Here is an 18,372-nt window from a genome sequence, read left to right on the forward strand (position 1 = left end):
GCGCCGCACGGGGCGGGGTGCGGCGGGCGTCGGGGCGGGTGATCAGGACGTCGCCGTCGGCGGATTCCGCGGCCGGGGCCAGGCCCATGGCCCGGAGCCGGTCGAGCAGCGTCGACGGGTCGGTCTGGGCGGCGAGCACGGTCGGCGCGAGGCGGCGCAGCCCCAGCCCGGAGGCGCGGCGGTCGGCGAGGAGTTCGGTGAGCAGTGCGTCGTCGTCGCAGCGCAGATACGCGGCGGCGGCCCCCACCCGCAGCGTGCCGTGCCGCCGGGCCACGTCGTCGATGAGGTAGCTGAGCGGCTGCGGCACCGGGGTCCGGGAGTGCTCGGTCAGGAAGGCCTGGAGTTCCGCCGCTGTACGCCCGGCGTCCAGCGCGCGGCGCACCGAGTCGGGGGTGAAGCGGTAGACGGTCGCGCCGCCCTTGGACTCGATGTCGGCGAGCACGCCCAGCGTCTCGGCGAGCGGGGCGATCAGCGGCCCCGGCGCGACCGCGGTCAGGTCGGCCTGGAGCAGGACGTGGTCGAGGGGTTCCGGCAGCAGCGGGGCGAGCAGGGCGGCTGCCCGGTCGGCGCCGGTGCCGCTCCTCTGATCCGGTTCGAGGAGCGGGCGGGCCTGGGCGGCGAGCGCGCCGCGGCCGGTGACGCCGAGGGTCTCCGCGTCCTCCAGCGTCCAGCCGAGCAGATCGTCGCGCAGCGCGTCGGCGCCGGCCCGCAGCGGGCGGTCCCAGCGCAGCCGGGCCAGCAGGTCCTCCCGGCCGGCGGCCGACCCGGCCGGCAGCGCGGCCAGCAGCCGCAGCGCTCCGTGGCGTACCTGCGGGGCGAGCGAACGGTCCAGGTCGGGGCCGAGCGCCGCCAGCGCCCTGCCCTTCGGGTCGCGGGTGCCGACCAGGCCGGGCGTACGGGTGGCGGCCAGCCAGGCGGTGGCCAGCACGGTCCACTGCTGCTCCGCGGGCAGCAGCAGCCACTCGTCTGCGGCTGGCGTGGGCGCGTAGGCCTCGTCCAATTCGCCGTCGGTGGCGATGAGGCCGGCCGCGTAGGCGACTTCCAGCCAGAACGCGGCCTGCGGCTCGGTGAGGTCGAGCGCGCTCGCGGTACGCCGGAGGTCGCGCACGCTGATGCCGCCGGCCCGCAGCACCGCGGGGCCGCCGGACTGCCACTCCTTGAGCACGTCGGTGACGGTGCGGACGGCGGTGAGGGCCTGGCCCGCGGCGGTGGCGTTCACCGTCCGCTCGGTGCGCGGCACCGGTTCGAGCGGCGGCGGCAGCGGCTGCGGGGTGCGGTGGGCGCGGCCGGCCCGCAGGGCGAGCGCGGCCTCCCTGGGCAGGACCACATTGTGCGGCCCCGCCGGCAGCAGCAGGCCGCGGGCCAGCAGCCACTGCACGGGAGTGGTCGCCCCGGCCGCCCGTACGGCCGCGGTCGCGTCCCTGACCTCGCCGTACGGCGGCCCCCACACGAGCCGGTCGAGCACCGCCCGTGCGGCCTCCGGCACCTGCGCGAGCAGCTCCTCGAAGCGTTCCGGGTCGGCGAACAGCCCGGCCAGTGCGGTGATCGCGCTGCTCGGGTCGTGCGTCGCGGCGAGCCCGGCGTCCGCCAGCACCTCCTGGAGCCTGGCCGGCGACATGCCCGACGTCGCCTCCGCCACGGAAGGGCCTAGCCCGGTCGCGGAGGGCATCGAGGCGGACGGCGCGAGCACGTCCCGCGCGGTACGCACCAGCCGCAGCCGGTCCTCCTCGCCCCAGACCAGCCCGCGTTCCCGCAGCTCCGCGACGGCACGCGGCAGCGCGTCCACCACGGCGGCGGAGACCTCCGGGTCCAGCGGCTCGCCGAACCGCGTACCGTCCGTCCGCCCGGTCATCAGGCCGCGCAGCGTCTCGTACGGGCACCCGTCCACGGTCAGCGCCAGCGCCTCGGCGGTCTGCTGCGTGAACGCGTCGAGGTGGTCGAGCGCCCGCAGCACGGACGTACGGGTCGCGGCGCGCGTCGCGAGCTGGGTCAGGTCGGTGGGCACCGGGGCCAGCAGATCGGGCCGCGCGCGCAGCAGCACCGCCAGCGCGTCGTCGTCGCGGGCGCGCAGGTCCTCCGCGAGGGTGCGCGGGGCACCACCTTGGCCTCCGGTCGTCATCCGTCCCACATTAGGCCCTGTCCGGGGGGTGATGCGGAGTACGGCCGCCGTATCCGTGCCCGGGTGCGGCTCACGCCGGGTTGCCGGCGCCCCCGGCCTGGCTCGGGTGTCCGCGTGGCCCCGGTCGGGTTCGGGTGACGATCCGCGTCAGCTCAGCGCGGCTCAGGCGTCCGCGTCAACCCGAGGCCCGCGCCGCCCCCCGGTAGGGCTCGGGTTCCCGGGCTGCCTCAGCCCTGGTCCGGCTGGGGTGACGGTCCGCGTCAGCCCTCGGGCCGCTTCGCTCCCGCCGGGCTCGGGCTTGCAGCCGCACCAGCCGGTTCGGCTCAGGCGTCCGGGTCCGCGTCCGCGCCGGCTCGGGTTCCCGGGCCGCCTCAGCTCCGGTCGGGCTCGGCCCCCGGGCCGTCCGGCTCTCGCGGCCGGGCGCCGCGGACCCGGCGCGTCAGGTGGCCGCCCGCCGCGATCAGGCCGAGCGCCGCGGCCACCAGGCGCAGTGTCGCGGCGATCGGCCCCAGCACGATCAGCGCGGACATCGGCCAAGTGCTCCAGGACCCTCCAGATGTCCATGCCCGCATGCTGCTCGCCGCCCCCCCCCGGTACACCTCCGTTCGTGAACCGCGGCCGACGGGTATCCGATCCGCAACCGGGCCGCCGCGCTCACGGCGTCGCGGCGACAGGGGCGTTGACGGGCGGGTACGGTCGGCTGAGGCGAAAGCAGCGTCGGCGTGAGGGGGTTCGGGCGGTGGGGGTCGAGAGCGACCGGCTGGTGTTCGACTATCTGAGCCGGGTCGGGGATCTGGCGCAGGCGCTGCCCGCCGCCCAACGGATGCAGCTGGTCGCACAGTTGCGCAACGACATCGACCGGGAGCGGCGCGGCGCCGATTCGGCGGCGGCGGTGCGGCAGATCCTCGGGCGGATGGGCAGCCCGGACGAGGTGGTCGAGGCCGCCGGAGGTACGTCCGGTGCGTCCGGCACGTCGGTACCGGGGCCCGCGGAGCCGCCACTCCTGCAGGAGCCGCCGCCGGGTTCGTACGGGCCGTACGCCAAGGCGCCGCGGACGGCCCGGGTCCCGAGGCCGGGCCGGGCGGGCGACGGGGACGGCGCGGGGGACTGGTGGCAGGGCGACGGGCTGGGCGGGCGCTCGCGGGCCGGGGACGAGCTGGCCGGGCTGCCGGGGATGACCGGCGGGGTCTTCATCTCCTTCGACGACGAGGAGTTGGACGCGGAGGGCCGCCCGCCGCGCGAGGACGGCGACAAGGCCGGTGACCAGGACCCGGCCGGCGAGCCGGAGGAAGCCGCCGGGAAGGACGCGGCGCCGCGGCGGCGTCTCCTGCGGCGCAAGCCGCGCGCGGAGGGCCGCCGCGGCTGGGGCAGCCCGATGCTGCTGCTGGCCGCCGCTCTGCTGATCGCGGGGGCCGCGATCGGCTCACTGATCCCGCTCGGCCTCGGCTGGCTGACCGCCTATCTCTCGCGCCGGCTCAGCCGTCCGCAGGCGAAGTTCGCGGTGCTCTTCATCCCCGGCACCTTCGCGGCCGGGCTGCTGGTGTGGATCTGGGGCCGGGACGCCGGCAAATGGGGCACGCCGATCGCGCAGGGCCAGATGGGGCAGGCCTTCCAGGACGCGTACCCGCCGACCATCCGGCTGGCCGCAGTCGGCACCGCGCTGTATCTGCTGTGGCGGAGCCGTCGGTCGGCGTGACGCCGAGGGTGATCGCCGGGTCCGGTTCCGCGGTGTCCAGGACGACGGCCCGCCGCGGATGGTCGGGCACCGTCACCGGGCCCGTGGCCGTACCGACGCGCTGCGTACCGCCCGAAGGTCCGCCCGAGGCTCCGGACGACGCCCTGGACGTACGCCCCGCCGGACCCCTCACCGGAGGACGACGAGCCGCACCACCAGCGGGCTGCCGGTCACCGGGTCGGGCACCACGACCGACGCGAGACCGAACACCGTCCGGCGTATCGCCCGAACCCCTGGGGCGAGGTTGACCCTACGGGTCACAATGGCTGCTGTGACCGACGACTTCTCCTCCGTTCTGCCGACTCTCACGGTCGGCTTCGACCTCGACATGACCCTGATCGACTCCCGGCCCGGGATCAAGGCCGTGTACGACCGGCTCGCGGCGGAGACCGGTGTCTTCATCGACTCCGAACTGGCCGTCACGCGGCTCGGCCCGCCGCTGGACGACGAGCTGGCGAACTGGTTCCCGCGGGAGCAGGTCCCGGAGATCGCCGAGCTCTACCGCACGCTCTACCCCGACCACGCCATCACTCCGGCGCCCGCGATGCCGGGCGCTCCCGAGGCGGTGGCGGCCGTCCGGGCGCTCGGCGGGCGCCCGGTGGTCGTCACCGCGAAATACGGCCCCAACGCCGAGCTGCACCTCGCCCATGTGGGCATCGAGGCGGAGCTGCGCGGCTGGCTGTGGGCGGAAGCCAAGGCCGAGGCGCTGATCGAGTGGGGTGCGACCGTCTACGTCGGCGACCACACCGGGGACGTGCGGGGTGCGCGCAAGGCGGGCGCGCTGTCGGTGGCGGTGGCCACCGGGCCGTGCAGCGCGGCGGAGCTGCGGGCGGCGGGGGCCGATGTCGTACTTGCCGACCTCAGAGAATTTCCCGGCTGGCTCGCCGCTCACACCTCGGCAGCGGCCTGAGGTTCGGATTCACGCCTGTGGGTGACCCCCCGGGCGCCGTTGCGCCAGCGCGGAGCGCAGCAGGCCGAGCAGCGCGATGGCCAGCCCGACGCCCATCAGCATCGACACGAAATACGCCGGTGTCGGCAGCCGCCGGGTGCCGAGCAGCAGCGGCGCCACCGTGGCCAGCGTGCCCACCGCCCCGACGAGGAAGACGATCGCGCCGATCCTGACGAGCAGGTCACCGGCGCCCATGGTTTGTTTGCTCACCGGACAAGGGTAGGTCCGTGCTGTGGGGCGCGAGGGAACGGGACCTTGCCGTCTTGTCACACAGCACCTGGCCATTAGCCTTGGTGTCGGCGGGTCTCCGGTGGACCCGCTGCTGTCTTATTCAGAGCGGTTTCGAGCAATGAGGACGAGGTCGGACGTGCCTACCGGCAAGGTCAAGTGGTTCAACAGCGAGAAGGGCTTCGGCTTTCTCTCCCGCGACGACGGCGGCGATGTCTTCGTGCACTCCTCGGTGCTGCCCGACGGGGTCGCCGCGCTCAAGCCCGGCCAGCGCGTGGAATTCGGCGTCGTCGCGGGCCAGCGCGGTGACCAGGCGCTCTCTGTGACATTGCTGGACCCCGCTCCTTCGGTCGCCGCGGCCCAGCGCCGTAAGCCCGATGAGCTGCTGCCGATCGTCCAGGACCTCACCACACTGCTCGAAGACGTGGCCAGATCGCTGCAGCGCGGCCGGTATCCCGACAAGGCCCACGGCCACAAGATCGCCTCTGTGCTGCGGGTGGTCGCCGACCAGCTCGACGTTTAACCGGCGCGGGGCGGCGCGGGACGACGACTCAAGGCGGCGCTTTACCGGAATACGCACTTCCGGTAAAGCGCCGCCGAGTATTTGCCGGCCCCGGCCGCGAATGGCCGCGGGGTAATTTCAGAAAGCGAGCGCGTCGGCGCCCAGCGCGGGCACGAGACCTTCGGCCGCCGCGCGAGTGAGCAGCCCGCGTACGGCCGCGTATCCGTCGGTGCCGAGGTCCGCCGTGAATTCGTTCACGTAGAGGCCGATGTGCTGGTCGGCGACCGCCGGGTCCATCTCCTGGGAATGCGCCAGCACATAGTCGCGGGAGGCGGCCGGGTCGTCCCACGCCATGCGGACCGAGGCGCGGGCCGCGTCGGCGAGGGCGTGCAGCCGCTCCTTGCCCAGCGAACGGCGGGCGATGATCGCGCCGAGCGGGATAGGCAGGCCCGTGGCGGCCTCCCAGTGCTCGCCCATGTCCGCGAGCCTGTGCAGCCCGTAGTTCCGGTAGGTGAAGCGCGCCTCGTGGATGACCAGGCCCGCGTCCACCCGGCCGTCCCGCACGGCCGGCATGATCTCGTGGAAGGGCAGCACCACGATCTCCCCGACGCCGCCCCCGACCTCGGCCGCCGCCCACAGCCGGAAGAGCAGATACGCCGTCGAGCGCTCGCTGGGCACCGCGACCGTCCGGCCCGCCAGCTCCATACCCGGCTCGCGGGTGAGCACCAGCGGCCCGCAGCCGCGCCCCAGCGCCCCGCCGCACGGCAGCAGCGCCCAGTCGTCCAGCACCCACGGCAGCACCGCGTAGGACACCTTGAGCACGTCCAGCTCGCCGCGCTCGGCCATCCCGTTGGTGATGTCGATGTCGGCGAAGGTCACATCGAGCGGCGGCGCGTCCGGCACCAGGCCGTGCGCCCACGCGTGGAAGACGAAGGTGTCGTTGGGACAGGGGGAGTACGCGATCCGCAGCGCGTCCGTACCGCGCACGCCGCTGGCGCCGTCATGTGCCGTCATGTGCCGCCTCAACCTCCAGTACGCCCGGGAGCTTCCCGAACGCCGCAGTCAGCGCCGTCAGCGCCTCACCGATGCGCCAGGCCGCACGGTCGCGCGGGCCGACAGCGTTGGACACCGCACGGATCTCCAGCACCGGTACGCCGGCGAATGCCCCGGCCTCCGCCACTCCGAAGCCCTCCATCGCCTCGGCCACCGCGCCCGGGTGACGCCCGGCCAGTTCCGCGGCGCGGGCCGCGGTCCCGGTGACCGTGCCGACCGTCAGCACCGGGCCGTAGGCCGCGCCGAGGGCGTCGGCCAGCGCCCGGCTCAGCCGGGCGGGCGGGCGGTGCTCCGAGCGGCCGAAGCCGAGTTCCACCACCGGCACGAAGCCCTCGCCGGTCTGCGCGCCGAGGTCCGCGGCCACGATCGTCTCGGCGACGGCCAGCGAGCCGACCGGGGCGGCGGGCGCGAAACCGCCGCCGATGCCCGCCGAGATCACCAGGTCGTGCGGCTCGTGAAGGAGCCGCGCCGACACGAGGGCATGGGTCGCGCCGACCGCGGCAGCCGCCGGGCCGACGCCGCCCACGACCACCTCCGCCCCGCGGGCGGCCTCGCCCGCGGCTGCCAGTCCCGCGGCGACGGCGTCCCGCTCGGCGTCGACGGCGGTCACCACCAGCACGCGCCTGCGGCGGCCGGGCACGGAACTACTGTCCCCTGATCAGGTTGAACTGGATGACGCGGTAGGAGGACTCGCCGCTGGTGTCGGCCGACTCCACGATGTTCAGCGTCACCTGCTTGGCGGTGGTGGTCCCGCCGGTCTGCTGGTCCTGCGAGTTGAACAGCTGCTCGCTGTCCACCGACCAGTACGTCTTGTTCTTGAGCGGTTCCGGCGTGACCAGGGTGGTGCCCTGGGCGATGAGCCAGCCCTTCTTCGCGATCGACGGGTCGACGCCGATCCGCACCTGGTCGCCGACGGCGACGGTGATGTGGTGCTTCGGGGTGACCTGGAGGCACGCCAGGAAGACCTCCTGGGCCAGCTTCTTGCCGTCGTCGAAGCACTTGTCCGCGGCTTCCGCCTGCACGGTCTTGCCGCCCACCGTCACGGTCGCCATGGCGGTCGGCTTGTCGCAGGCGGTCAGGACGACAAGCCCGAGGGAGAGGGCACCGATGGTGGTCGCAGCGCGGCGAATGCTCATGGCAGGAGGCTACCGGGCGGTTGCCCCCCGCCTGCGCGGGGGTGCGCGTGTCCCCAGGTAGCGGCCCGCGCCGGCCGGTGGCGGCAGACCCGTACGGATGACGGGTCCCGCCGTGGACGGCCGCGTTCGGGTTACGCCACCCGGGCCCGCGCCGTACTGCCGCGGCGGGCGGCGCCGACCAGTCCGCGTACCGACACCAGGAACGCCGCCATCACCAAACCGGCCGCGCACGACATGCCCAGCGGGCCGTTCAGCGGCAGCAATATGCCGAGGCCGCCGCCCACCACCCAGGACAGCTGCAGGGCGGTCTCGGAGCGGGCGAAGGCGGAGGTCCGCACCAGCTCCGGCACATCGCGCTGGATGAGCGCGTCGAGCGACAGCTTCGCCAGTGCCTGCGAGATACCGGCCACCGCGGTCAGCGTGGCGACCGTGATCAGGCTGTACCAGCCCGCCGCTATGGTCGCCGCGCTCAGCGCGCAGATCAGGACCGTGGCGATGATCACCTCGGGGCCGCGCGCCTTGAGCCAGGCGCCCAGTGCGGTGCCGAACGCATTTCCGACGCCCGCCGCCACACCGACCACGCCCAGTGACATCGCGGGCGTCAGCCCGCCGAGCGGGTGCTCGCGCATCATGAAGGCCAGGAACATCGTCAGGAAGCCGGACAGCGACCGCAGCCCGCCGTTGCCCTGCAGGGCGTGCAGCACCGATGAGCCCACGCCCAGCAGGCCCGGCTTGCGGCCCGGGATCCCGGACGGCTCCGGCGGCGCCTCCTCGTCGGCCGACAGCCGTACCCGCTCCTCACCGCGGGCCGAGTCGACCTTGCCGGGCAGCGAGAGCGACAGCAGGGCGCCGCAGATGAAGACCGCGAACGCGCCGTAGAGCGGCCACTGCGGGCCGATCATATTGAGGCCGGCCGCGACCGGCGCCGCGACCGCGGTGGCCAGCAGACCCGACAGGGTGACCCGGGAATTGGCCTTCACCAGCGTCGTACGCCCCGGCAGGAGCCGCGGCACCACCGCGCTGCGCACCACGCCGTACGCCTTCGACGCCACCAGGACGCCCAGCGCCGCCGGGTACAGGCCGAGGCCCGCGGTCGAGATCACCCCCGCCATCGTCCAGGCGAGCACCGCCCTGGCCATCATCGCCATCGCCATCGCGGCCCTGCGGCCGTGCTGGAGCCGGTCGAGCAGCGGGCCGATCACCGGCGCGAGCAGCGCGAAGGGCGCCATCGTCACCAGCAGGTAGAGGGCCACCCGGCCGCGGGCCTCGCCGCTGGGCACCGAGAAGAAGACCGTGCTCGCCAGGGCGACGGTGATCATCATGTCGCCGGCGGAATTGACCGCGTGCAGCTCGATCAGTTTCGCCAGACCGGACTCGCCCGCGCCTCCGGCATGTGTCGTACGCCGGATACGTCGACGCAGCGCACCGGCAGGACCGCCCACGCCTCGTGCGAGGGCGCGTCCCGCTCTGCGCGCAGGCCCTCGGCCGGCGGTCACGGTTCGTGCCATGACGCAATCCTGCCCCAATCGGAAGAGTGCTCACCCCCTCCTTTGCGGGCGTGGTGCGCACAGGTACCGTGCGATCACGCAGAATGGGTGGCAACAGGTGCGCCCGAGGACGCTCGGGCAGGACCGGATGAGGCAGGGAATGTAGGCGTCGAAGCGGTCCGCAGGTCCGCTCCGCTGCAACTCTCCGCGTCGGGTCCTTCCGCCCGCGAGCGCACACGTGAGACGGCGTAGAGAGAGAAACGATTTCTGTGAGTGCAGCGATGCGAAGCCGTACCCCTGACCGCCTGTGCGCCGAGGCCGTCGATGTAGCCAGGGCGGTCACGCTGGAGGCGGCCGGGCCGCAGTCGGTGGGCGAGCACCTGGGGGTCGTCGCGGAGGGCGACCGGGTCGTCACCCATTTCTTCGCCTGCACCGAGCCCGCCTACCGGGGCTGGCGCTGGGCCACCACGCTGACCCGGGCCTCCCGCGCCAGGAACGTGACCATCGACGAAACGGTGCTGCTGCCCGGTTCCGACGCGGTCCTTGCGCCCGAATGGGTGCCGTGGAGCGAGCGGCTGCGGCCCGGCGACATGGGTCCCGGCGACCTGCTGCCGACCGAGGCGGACGACCTGCGGCTCGAACCGGGCTGGACCGGTGACGACGAGCCGCCGGCCGGCGAGCCCGGCGCGGAGGCCGGCGAGGACGACGCCGACATCGTCGTGCCGTCCGTGGCGACGATCGGCTCGATCGCCGGGCAGCTCGGGCTGGGCCGCCCCCGGGTGCTCTCCCGCTACGGCCTGCACGCCGCCGCGGACCGCTGGGACGAGCAGTTCGGGCCGAAGACGCCGATGGCGCAGGCCGCGCCCGCCAACTGCGTCAGCTGCGGCTTCCTGGTGCCGATCGCCGGCTCGCTCAGCCAGGCCTTCGGGATCTGCGCGAACGAGTTCTCGCCGGCCGACGGCCGCCTGGTCTCGCTCGGCTACGGGTGCGGCGGCCACTCCGAGGCCGCGGTCATGCCGCGTCCGCCGCAGCCGGCCCCGATGGTCCTGGACGAGCTGCACGACACGGACCCGCTGTCGCTGCGGCCGGCCGGATCCGCGGCAGCGGGCGACGGCGCGGCAAAGGACGACGCCGGAGCACTGGACGGCGCCGTCGCCACGCACGGCGGCGCGGAGGCGGCCCCGCCCGGCGACGCCCGCGGGGACGACCAGGGCGGCTCCTGAGGCCCGCGTACCCCTTTCGGGCGCCCGGCGGCTACCGGGCGCCCGGCGGGTGACGGCAGGGCGCTCCGGGAGCCTCCCGCGGTCCCTGCCGCGGGATGAAGGGCACGCCGAATGGCGGTACGGTCACCGTGCACAGCCCCGTCAGGGGCGCACCCGGCGACCGAAGGACCGCACGTGACCCGCGCAGGCGTAATCCGGACGCCCCCGGAAGGCCACCCCGACCCCTTCGGTACCGCGGACCTGCGCCGGGCGGTCCTGACCGCCTGGGCCGCGTCGGCCGCCCGCTTCCGGGAGGACGCCAACGCCGAGGAGGACCTCGCGCTCGGCGGCCACCGCGACCGGCTGATCATCGAGCTGGCCCAGAACGCCGCCGACGCCGCCACCCGCTCCGGCGTGCCCGGCCGCCTCCGGCTGACCTACCACGAGGCCACCGCCGACGCCCCCGCGCTGCTGGCCGCCGCCAATACCGGCGCCCCGCTGGACGCCGCCGCCGTCGAGTCTTTGTCCACGCTGCGCGCGTCCGCAAAACGCGACGAGGGACCCGCCGCGGTCGGCCGCTTCGGCGTCGGCTTCGCCGCGGTCCTCGCGGTCAGCGACGAGCCCGCCGCGGTCGGCCGCAGCGGCGGTGTGCGCTGGTCGCTGACCGAGGCGCGCGCACTGGCCGCCGAGGTCCCGGGCCTGGCCGACGAACTGCGCCGCAGGGACGGCCATGTGCCGCTGCTGCGGCTGCCGCTGCCCGCCGAGGGCAGCGCGCCCGACACGTACGACACCGTCGTGGTCCTGCCGCTGCGGGACGGCGCCGCCGAGGACCTGGCCGGGCGGCTGCTGGCCGCCGTGGACGACGCCCTGCTGCTGGCCCTGCCGGGCCTGGCCGAGGTGATCGTCGACACCCCCGCGGGCGTACGGACCCTGACCCGCCGCCAGGCGGGCGACGGCGACGTCCTGGTCGAGGACTCCGACGCCACCAACACCACCCGCTGGCGGGTCGTCACCGACGGCGGCGCCCTGACCGCGGACCTGCTCGCCGACCGCCCGGTCGAGGAACGCCTGCGCCCGGTCTGGTCGGTGACCTGGGCCGTGCCCGTCGCCGCCGACGGCGCCCCCGCCGCGCCCCGCACCGCCGACGTCGTGCACGCCCCGACACCGACCGACGAACCGCTCGGGCTGCCCGCCCTGCTGCTGGCCTCGCTCCCGCTCGATCCGACCCGCAGGCACGCCGCCCCGGGGCCGCTCACCGACTTCCTGGTCGAGCGCGCCGCCGACGCGTACGTACGGCTGCTCGCCGCCTGGCGCCCGACCGGCACCGGCGTGGTCGACCTGGTGCCGGGGCCGCTCGGCAAGGGCGTGCTCGACGCCGACCTGCGGCGCCGCATCCTGGCTCAGCTTCCCCGCACCCCTTTCCTGCCGCGGGCCGCCGAGGTCCCCGCCGACGGCCCCCCGATGCCCGCCGCCGACCCCGACGGCTGGGACGTCGTCGGCCCGCTGGCCGGCGAGGGCCTCGCGCTGCGTCCCGTCGAGGCCGAGGTGGTCGAGGGCGCCACGGCGGACGCCGTCCGCGTCCTGGCCGAGGCGCTGCCGACCCTCGTCCCGTCCGCGCTGGAACGCCGGCCCGCCCTGCGCCAGTTGGGCGTCGCCCGGCTCTCCCTCGCCGACGCGGTCGACCGGCTTTCCGGCACCGAACGCCCCGCCGGCTGGTGGTGGCGGCTCTACGACGCCCTGGCGGGCACCGACGCCGACGTCCTCAGCGGCCTGCCCGTACCGCTCGCCGACGGCCGTACGGCGGTCGGGCCGCGGCAGGTCCTGCTGCCGGTGCCGGGCGACGACTCCGGCGCCGCGGATCCCGCGCTGCTGGCCAGGCTCGGGCTGCGGGTCGCCCATCCGGACGCCGCGCACCCGCTGCTGGAGAAGCTGGGCGCCGCCCCCGCCACCCCGCGGGCGGTCCTGACCACCCCGCAGGTACGGGCCGCCGTCGCCGCCTCCCTGGACGACGACACCGCCTGGGACCAGGAGGAGACGGGCCTGGACGCCGACGAACTCGCCGACACTGTCCTGTCGCTGGCCCGCGCCGCAGGACTCGCCCCCGGCGACGAACCGTGGCTGGCCGCGCTCGCGCTGCCCGACGAGGACGGCGAACTCGCCCCGGCCGGCGAACTCGTGCTGCCCGGCAGCCCGCTGGAGGCCGTCCTGCGCGAGGGCGAACTGGGCACCCTGGACGGCGAACTCGCCGACCGCTGGGGCGAGCAGCCGCTCACCGCGGTCGGGGTGCTGGCCACCTTCGCCCTGGTCCGCGCCGCCGACGTCGTCCTCGACCCCGACGACCTCGAACCGCGCGACAGCGACTGGGCCGAGCCGGACGACGTCGGCCTGCTCGACGCCGTGGACGTCTGGTGCGAGGACGTGCTCGACCAGCTGCCGCAGACCGACGTGCCGCCGGTCGCCACCGAGATCACCGCGGTCCGCGACCTCGACCTGGTCGACGACGACGCCTGGCCGCAGGCCCTCGCGCTACTCTCCCGGCCGCCGCTGCGCGACGCCGTCACCGCCCCGGTCCGCGTGCTGCTCCCCGACGGCACCACCGAATCCGTACGCGCCTACGCCGCCTGGTGGCTGCGCGACCACCCGGTCCTGGACGGCCGGCGCCCGGTCGGCCTGCGCGCTGCGGGCGGCGACCGGCTGCTCGCCGGCCTCTACGACGAGGCCGAGACCGACACCGCCGTGGACGAGCAGGTGCTGCGGGCGCTCGGCGTACGCACCACGGTGCCCGCGCTGCTGGCGGAGCCCGGCGGCGCCGCCGAACTCCTCTCCCGGCTCGCAGACCCCGACCGGCCGGTCGCCCCGGCCCAGTTGCACCGCCTCTACGCGGCCCTGGCCGAACTCGACCCCGACCAGGTCACCCTTCCGGACGAGCTGCGGGCCGTGCTCGACGGCGAAACGGTGGTCGTGGACGCCGCGGACGCCCTGGTCGCCGACGCCCCCGACCTGCTGCCGCTGTCCGGCGGCCTCGCGCTGCTGCCGGTGCCGCCCCGGCTGGCCGGGGACCTGGCCGGGCTCTTCCAGGTCCGCCGGCTCAGCGAGGCCGTGGACGCTGCCGTGACGTCCGAGGGCGAGCCGCACGACGTGCTGCCCGCCGTCCACGACCTGCTCCCGGGCGCGCCCGCCTCCTACGTCGAGCACGAGGAGCTGCTGCTCACCGGCGGCATCGAGGTCGACTGGCGCTACGCCGGCGGCACGCTGCACGCCGCCACGGTCGAGGGGGTCGCCGCGGGCCTTGCCTGGGCCGCCGGCCGCTGGGAGCGCCGCTTCGAGCTGGCCGCCCTGCTGGAGGACCCGTCCCGCACCGGGGAGCTGGCCCGCGACCGCTGGTTCGACTGACGCCGCATCCTGCCTCGCGGTCACCCATTGCCGTGCCGTGATCCTTGGCGGCACCGTCGCCCATTGCCGCGGCGCCGCCTAGGGTGACGCCTCGTCCCAGCGCCGCACCCACGCCCAGGAGACCTCCAGCGCCACCGCGCCCACCGCCGCGATCCCCACCGCCGACCACGGCACCTCGGTGCCCACCAGCCTCAGCGCGAAGAAGCTCTGCAGCCAGGGCGTGACCAGCACGATCACAAAGCCCACGCCCATCGCGAGGACCAGTCCGACCCGCCACCAGGTGTACGGGCGGGCGACGATCGCCAGCACCCACACCTCCATCAGGAACAGCGTCAGCGTCGCCGCACTGGTCTCCGCGGCCAGCGCGCCGGCCCCGGTGTAGTGGTGCCGCGCCAGCAGGTACGCCACGAAGGCCGCCGCCCCGCACAGGATCCCGGCGGGCGTCGAGTACCGCATCACCCGGCGTACGAAGTGCGGTCTGGCCCGCTCCTTGTTGGGTGCCAGCGCCAGGAAGAAGGCCGGCACCCCGATGGTCAGGCTGGACAGCAGCGTCAGATGCCGCGGCAGGAACGGGTACGGCACCTGCCAGCACACCACCAGCACCGCGAGCAGCACCGAGAAGACCGTCTTGGTGAGGAAGAGCGTCGCGACCCGGGTGATGTTCCCGATCACCCGGCGCCCCTCGGCCACCACCGAGGGCAGCGTGGCGAAGCTGTTGTCGAGCAGCACGATCTGCGCGACCGCCCGGGTCGCCTCGGACCCCGAGCCCATGGCCACGCCGATGTCGGCGTCCTTGAGGGCGAGCACGTCGTTGACGCCGTCGCCGGTCATCGCCACGTTGTGCCCGCGGGACTGCAGGGCGCCCACCATGTCCCGCTTCTGCTGCGGGGTGACCCGGCCGAAGACCGCGCCCCGCTCCAGCACGGCGGCCATCGCGTCCCGCTCGGGCGGCAGCTGCCGGGCGTCGACCGGGTCGTCGGCGCCCGGCAGCCCGAGTTTTCCGGCGACCGCGCCGACCGACACGGCGTTGTCGCCGGAGATCACCTTGGCGTGCACGTCCTGGTCGGCGAAGTAGCGCAGGGTGTCGGCAGCGTCGGGCCGCAGCCGCTGTTCGAGCACCACCAGCGCGAGCGGCTCCACCGAAGCCGCGACCTGCGGGTCGTCCAGCGGGCGTCCGGTACGTGCCAGCAGCAGCACCCGCAGCCCCTCGTCATTGAGCCGGCCGATGTCGCCGAGGGCGGCGTGCCCGTCGGGCAGCAGCACATCGGGCGCGCCCAGCAGCCACGTACTGTCCGTGCCGTCCGGCTCGGTGAAGGCCGCGCCGCTGTATTTGCGGGCCGAGCTGAACGGCAGCGTCCCCCTGGCGCGCCAGCCGGCCGCGCCGCCCGGCGGATAGGCGGCGATGACCGCCTGGAGGCTGGCGTTGGGGTGCGGGTCGGCGCCGCCCAGCGCGGCCAGGGCGCGGGCCGCGTACGCCTGGTCGCCGCCGTCCAGCAGGCGCAGGTCGGTGACGTCCATGCCGCCCTCGGTGAGCGTGCCGGTCTTGTCGAGGCACACCACGTCCACCCGGGCCAGGCCCTCGATCGCGGGCAGTTCCTGCACCAGGCACTGCTTGCGGCCGAGCCGGACCACCCCGATCGCGAAGGCCACCGAAGTCAGCAGCACCAGGCCCTCCGGCACCATGGGCACGATGCCGCCGATCGTACGGCGGAAGGCCTCGCGGGGGTGGTGGCTCTCCACCGTGAACTGGCTGACGATCAGACCGATCGTGGTCGGCACCATCATCCAGATGACGTACTTGAGGATCTGGCTGATGCCGTTGCGCAGCTCGGAGTCGACCAGGGTGAAACGGGACGCCTCGTCGGCGAGCTGGGCGGCATAGGCCTGGCGGCCGACCTTGGTGGCGGTGAAGGCGCCGCCGCCCGCGACCACGAAGCTGCCGGACATCACCGGGTCGCCCGTCCGCTTGACCACCGGGTCGGCCTCGCCGGTGAGCAGCGACTCGTCGATCTCCAGGCTGTCGGCCTCCTCGACCTCTCCGTCGACCACCACCTTGTCGCCGGGCCCCAGCTCGATCAGGTCGCCCAGCACGATCTGCGAGGTGGAGATCTCGGTGGTCGCGCCGTCCCTGCGCACCTCGGGCCTGGCCTCGCCGATCACCGCGAGGCTGTCCAGGGTCCGCTTGGCGCGCAGCTCCTGGAAGATGCCGATCGCGGTGTTGGCGACGATGACGAAGCCGAACAGGCCGTCCTGGATCGGCCCCACCACCAGGATGACCAGGAAGAGCACGCCGATGATCGCGTTGAAGCGGGTGAAGACGTTGGCCCGCACGATCTCGGCGGTGGAGCGGGAGGACCGTACGGGGACGTCGTTGACCTCGCCCGCCGCGATCCGCCGCGCCACCTCGGCGCTGCTCAGTCCCTGGTTCCGGGCGACCGCCCCGGCTTCCGGCGCCGCGCCGCCCGCGCCCGTACCGGCGCCAGGGCCGGTGCCGGTCCCCGCGCGTTCCGTCATGGATCGACGGTACGTGGCGCGGGCGGCTTCCACCCGTTCTGCGCGGCCCTACGCGCCCCGCGGGGCCTGCCCGTCCCCGTTCCCGCCGCTGTCGCGGCCCGCTGCCGCCCGCGCGATGGCGGCGCGGCGGGCGCGTACGTACGTCAGGCCGATCAGGCCCAGTCCGCCGCCGGCCGCGCAGGTCCAGATGAACCAGGTGTGGCCGTGTTCGGAGTACCAGCCGTAGAAGGGGAGCTGCACGACGAAGAGCGCGAACCAGATGATCGTGCCGACCGTGACGGTGGCGACGTCATTGGCCTCCAGCGGCTCGGGGGCCGGGCGCAGTGGGCTCCGCTGCTTGCTCATGCCGCCATCGTATGCGGCGGCCGGGGAGGCGGTACCGGTGGCCGTACGGCGGGTGTCTACGCGCGGAGATGGTTTTTGGCCAGTTGGCTATTCATACTGAAACCGGTCACCGCTGACTGGAAACATTCGTATGATCGCCCAAGTGTGGGCGAGATCGCGCTCCCTTGAGGAATCACATGCCCACCTCGGCCCCCGCTCCGGTCGACATGGGGCGGTCGTCAGGCCGCCCGCCCGCCAACCCCCTGGACCGCTGTTTCCGCATCTCGGAACGCGGCTCCTCGATCCCGCGGGAGATCCGCGGCGGCCTGGCGACCTTCTTTGCGATGGCGTACATCATCGTGCTGAACCCGATCATCCTCGGCTCGGCCGTCGACAAATTCGGCCACCACCTGGACGGCGGGCAGCTGGTCACCGCGACCGTCATCACCGCCGCCTTCACCACCCTGCTGATGGGCGTCATCGGCAATGTGCCGATCGCGCTCGCCGCCGGGCTCGGCGTCAACACCGTGGTGGCGTTGCAGCTCGCCCCCAGGATGAGCTGGCCGGACGCGATGGGCATGGTGGTGCTGGCCGGTATCGCGATCATGATCATGGTCGCCACCGGGCTGCGGGAGCGGGTGATGAGCGCGGTGCCGCTCGGTCTGCGCAAGGGCATCGCGATCGGCATCGGCCTGTTCATCCTGCTGATCGGCCTGGTCGACTCCGGCTTCGTCACCCGCATCCCGGACGCCGCGCACACCACCGTGCCGCTCCAGCTCGGCGCCGACGGCCACCTCAACGGCTGGCCGGTGCTGATCTTCATCCTCGGCGCGCTGCTCACCCTGGCGCTGATCATCCGCAAGGTCGCGGGCGCCATCCTGATCTCCATCGTCACCATGACCGTGGTCGCGGTGATCGTGGACGCGGTCGCCGACATCCCGGCGGCCAAGTGGGGCCTTACGGTGCCCAAGTGGCCGGGCAACCCGGTGGCCACCCCGGACTTCGGCCTGATCGGCAAGGTCAGCCTCTTCGGCGGCTTCCAGCAGGTCGGCATCCTGACCGGGGTGCTGTTCGTCTTCACCGTGCTGCTGTCGTGCTTCTTCGACGCGATGGGCACCATCCTCGGCGTCAGCGACGAGGCCGGGCTGCTCGATGAGAAGGGCGACCTGCCGGGCATCAACACGGTGCTGATGATCGACGGTGTCGCCACCGCGGTCGGCGGCGTCGGCTCCTCGTCCGCGAACACCTGTTTCGTGGAGTCCACGGCCGGCGTCGGCGAGGGCGCGCGGACCGGTCTCGCCAGCGTCGTCACCGGGCTGATGTTCGTCCTCGCGCTGTTCCTGACGCCGCTGGCCACCATGGTCCCGGCGCAGGCCGCCACGCCCGCGCTCGTCGCGGTGGGCTTCCTGATCCTGGCCGGGTCGATCCGGCAGATCGACTGGAACGACTTCACCATCGCCATCCCGGCGTTCCTGACGATGGTGCTGATGCCGTTCACCTACTCCATCACCAACGGCATCGGCATCGGCTTCCTCAGCTTCTGCGTGCTCCGGCTGGTGGCGGGGCGCGGCAAGGAGGTCCCGGTCGCGCTGTACGCGGTCGCCGCCGTGTTCGCCTTCTACTACCTGATGCCGGCGCTCGGTCTGCTGTAGCGGGGCCGGTCCTGTGCGCCAGAGGAGACGCCTGCCGGGCCCCAGGCCGCACGGGGAGGTGCCGGGGGTGCGCGAGGG

The 18,372-nt window shown here is 74.3% G+C and carries 16 protein-coding genes; 6 read left to right on the forward strand and 10 right to left on the reverse strand.

Going from position 1 to position 18,372, the window contains the following annotated elements; all coding sequences use genetic code 11:
* Both V7E46_RS23890 and V7E46_RS23895 read right to left on the reverse strand, forming a co-directional pair.
* Positions 1-2,119, reverse strand: a 2,119-nt coding sequence (locus V7E46_RS23890; RefSeq protein ID WP_333770332.1) for a helicase-associated domain-containing protein, incomplete at its 3' end; no start/stop codon positions are given.
* Between the two features lie 371 nt (positions 2,120-2,490).
* Positions 2,491-2,649, reverse strand: a complete 159-nt coding sequence (locus V7E46_RS23895; protein ID WP_333770333.1) for a hypothetical protein — start codon at positions 2,647-2,649, stop codon at positions 2,491-2,493.
* A 209-nt stretch (positions 2,650-2,858) separates the two neighbouring features.
* Between V7E46_RS23895 and V7E46_RS23900 the strand changes: the two genes are divergently transcribed.
* Positions 2,859-3,815, forward strand: a complete 957-nt coding sequence (locus V7E46_RS23900) for a hypothetical protein (protein ID WP_333770334.1) — start codon at positions 2,859-2,861, stop codon at positions 3,813-3,815.
* A gap of 168 nt (positions 3,816-3,983) precedes the next feature.
* Here V7E46_RS23900 and V7E46_RS23905 read toward each other — a convergent pair whose 3' ends face one another.
* The gene (locus tag V7E46_RS23905; protein ID WP_333770335.1) at positions 3,984-4,115 is read right to left on the reverse strand and encodes a hypothetical protein; all 132 of its coding nucleotides are present in this window, start codon (positions 4,113-4,115) and stop codon (positions 3,984-3,986) included.
* Positions 4,116-4,125: 10 nt separating this feature from the next.
* Between V7E46_RS23905 and V7E46_RS23910 the strand changes: the two genes are divergently transcribed.
* Positions 4,126-4,764, forward strand: coding sequence for an HAD family hydrolase (locus tag V7E46_RS23910; RefSeq protein ID WP_333770336.1), 639 nt, complete (start codon positions 4,126-4,128; stop codon positions 4,762-4,764).
* 9 nt (positions 4,765-4,773) lie between these two features.
* On the opposite strand, the gene V7E46_RS23915 is transcribed toward V7E46_RS23910, so the two are convergent.
* The gene (locus V7E46_RS23915) at positions 4,774-4,998 is read right to left on the reverse strand and encodes a hypothetical protein (protein ID WP_443054324.1); all 225 of its coding nucleotides are present in this window, start codon (positions 4,996-4,998) and stop codon (positions 4,774-4,776) included.
* Between the two features lie 172 nt (positions 4,999-5,170).
* Between V7E46_RS23915 and V7E46_RS23920 the strand changes: the two genes are divergently transcribed.
* Positions 5,171-5,554: a cold-shock protein gene (locus tag V7E46_RS23920; RefSeq protein WP_033173507.1), complete on the forward strand. Its 384-nt coding sequence runs from the start codon at positions 5,171-5,173 to the stop codon at positions 5,552-5,554.
* A gap of 117 nt (positions 5,555-5,671) precedes the next feature.
* Here the strand turns inward: V7E46_RS23920 and V7E46_RS23925 are convergent, their stop codons facing one another.
* From V7E46_RS23925 to V7E46_RS23940, 4 genes are all read right to left on the reverse strand, one after another.
* Entirely contained in the window at positions 5,672-6,547 is an 876-nt protein-coding gene (locus V7E46_RS23925; protein WP_333770338.1) for a 1,4-dihydroxy-6-naphthoate synthase, read from the reverse strand.
* Positions 6,534-7,226 (reverse strand): futalosine hydrolase, encoded by a 693-nt coding sequence (locus V7E46_RS23930; RefSeq protein WP_333770339.1) that lies wholly within the window; start codon positions 7,224-7,226, stop codon positions 6,534-6,536. The genes V7E46_RS23925 and V7E46_RS23930 overlap by 14 nt, the downstream gene beginning before the upstream one ends.
* 4 nt (positions 7,227-7,230) lie before the next feature.
* A complete protein-coding gene (locus tag V7E46_RS23935) occupies positions 7,231-7,722 on the reverse strand; it encodes a hypothetical protein (protein WP_333770340.1) in 492 nt (163 codons plus the stop codon).
* Between the two features lie 131 nt (positions 7,723-7,853).
* Positions 7,854-9,230 carry an MFS transporter gene (locus V7E46_RS23940; RefSeq protein ID WP_333770341.1) on the reverse strand — a complete coding sequence of 459 codons (1,377 nt, stop codon included), beginning with the start codon at positions 9,228-9,230 and terminating at the stop codon, positions 7,854-7,856.
* Between the two features lie 260 nt (positions 9,231-9,490).
* Here V7E46_RS23940 and V7E46_RS23945 point away from each other — a divergent pair, with 260 nt between their 5' ends.
* Positions 9,491-10,432: a DUF3027 domain-containing protein gene (locus V7E46_RS23945; protein ID WP_333770342.1), complete on the forward strand. Its 942-nt coding sequence runs from the start codon at positions 9,491-9,493 to the stop codon at positions 10,430-10,432.
* Positions 10,433-10,606: 174 nt separating this feature from the next.
* Complete coding sequence (locus V7E46_RS23950) at positions 10,607-13,804, forward strand: sacsin N-terminal ATP-binding-like domain-containing protein (RefSeq protein WP_333770343.1); 3,198 nt, start codon at positions 10,607-10,609, stop codon at positions 13,802-13,804.
* A 78-nt stretch (positions 13,805-13,882) separates the two neighbouring features.
* On the opposite strand, the gene V7E46_RS23955 is transcribed toward V7E46_RS23950, so the two are convergent.
* Together V7E46_RS23955 and V7E46_RS23960 are read right to left on the reverse strand one after the other, a co-directional pair.
* Positions 13,883-16,318 (reverse strand): HAD-IC family P-type ATPase, encoded by a 2,436-nt coding sequence (locus V7E46_RS23955; protein ID WP_333770344.1) that lies wholly within the window; start codon positions 16,316-16,318, stop codon positions 13,883-13,885.
* Between the two features lie 48 nt (positions 16,319-16,366).
* A complete protein-coding gene (locus tag V7E46_RS23960; protein ID WP_333770345.1) occupies positions 16,367-16,663 on the reverse strand; it encodes a DUF2530 domain-containing protein in 297 nt (98 codons plus the stop codon).
* 176 nt (positions 16,664-16,839) lie between these two features.
* Between V7E46_RS23960 and V7E46_RS23965 the strand changes: the two genes are divergently transcribed.
* Positions 16,840-18,294, forward strand: a complete 1,455-nt coding sequence (locus tag V7E46_RS23965; RefSeq protein ID WP_333770346.1) for an NCS2 family permease — start codon at positions 16,840-16,842, stop codon at positions 18,292-18,294.
* Positions 18,295-18,372: the final 78 nt, after the last annotated feature.

It is taken from the genome of Streptomyces sp. IBSBF 2435, from assembly GCF_036815005.1.
GTDB lineage: Bacteria > Actinomycetota > Actinomycetes > Streptomycetales > Streptomycetaceae > Actinacidiphila.

Bases quoted from the DNA above. Each gene is read 5' to 3' on its own strand.
- V7E46_RS23895 (WP_333770333.1), bottom strand. From the start codon at position 2,649: ATGTCCGCGCTGATCGTGCTGGGGCCGATCGCCGCGACACTGCGCCTG.
- V7E46_RS23915 (WP_443054324.1), bottom strand. From the start codon at position 4,998: ATGGGCGCCGGTGACCTGCTCGTCAGGATCGGCGCGATCGTCTTCCTC.
- V7E46_RS23925 (WP_333770338.1), bottom strand. From the start codon at position 6,547: ATGACGGCACATGACGGCGCCAGCGGCGTGCGCGGTACGGACGCGCTG.
- V7E46_RS23935 (WP_333770340.1), bottom strand. From the start codon at position 7,722: ATGAGCATTCGCCGCGCTGCGACCACCATCGGTGCCCTCTCCCTCGGG.
- V7E46_RS23940 (WP_333770341.1), bottom strand. From the start codon at position 9,230: ATGGCACGAACCGTGACCGCCGGCCGAGGGCCTGCGCGCAGAGCGGGA.
- V7E46_RS23945 (WP_333770342.1), top strand. From the start codon at position 9,491: ATGCGAAGCCGTACCCCTGACCGCCTGTGCGCCGAGGCCGTCGATGTA.
- V7E46_RS23955 (WP_333770344.1), bottom strand. From the start codon at position 16,318: ATGACGGAACGCGCGGGGACCGGCACCGGCCCTGGCGCCGGTACGGGC.
- V7E46_RS23960 (WP_333770345.1), bottom strand. From the start codon at position 16,663: ATGAGCAAGCAGCGGAGCCCACTGCGCCCGGCCCCCGAGCCGCTGGAG.
- V7E46_RS23965 (WP_333770346.1), top strand. From the start codon at position 16,840: ATGCCCACCTCGGCCCCCGCTCCGGTCGACATGGGGCGGTCGTCAGGC.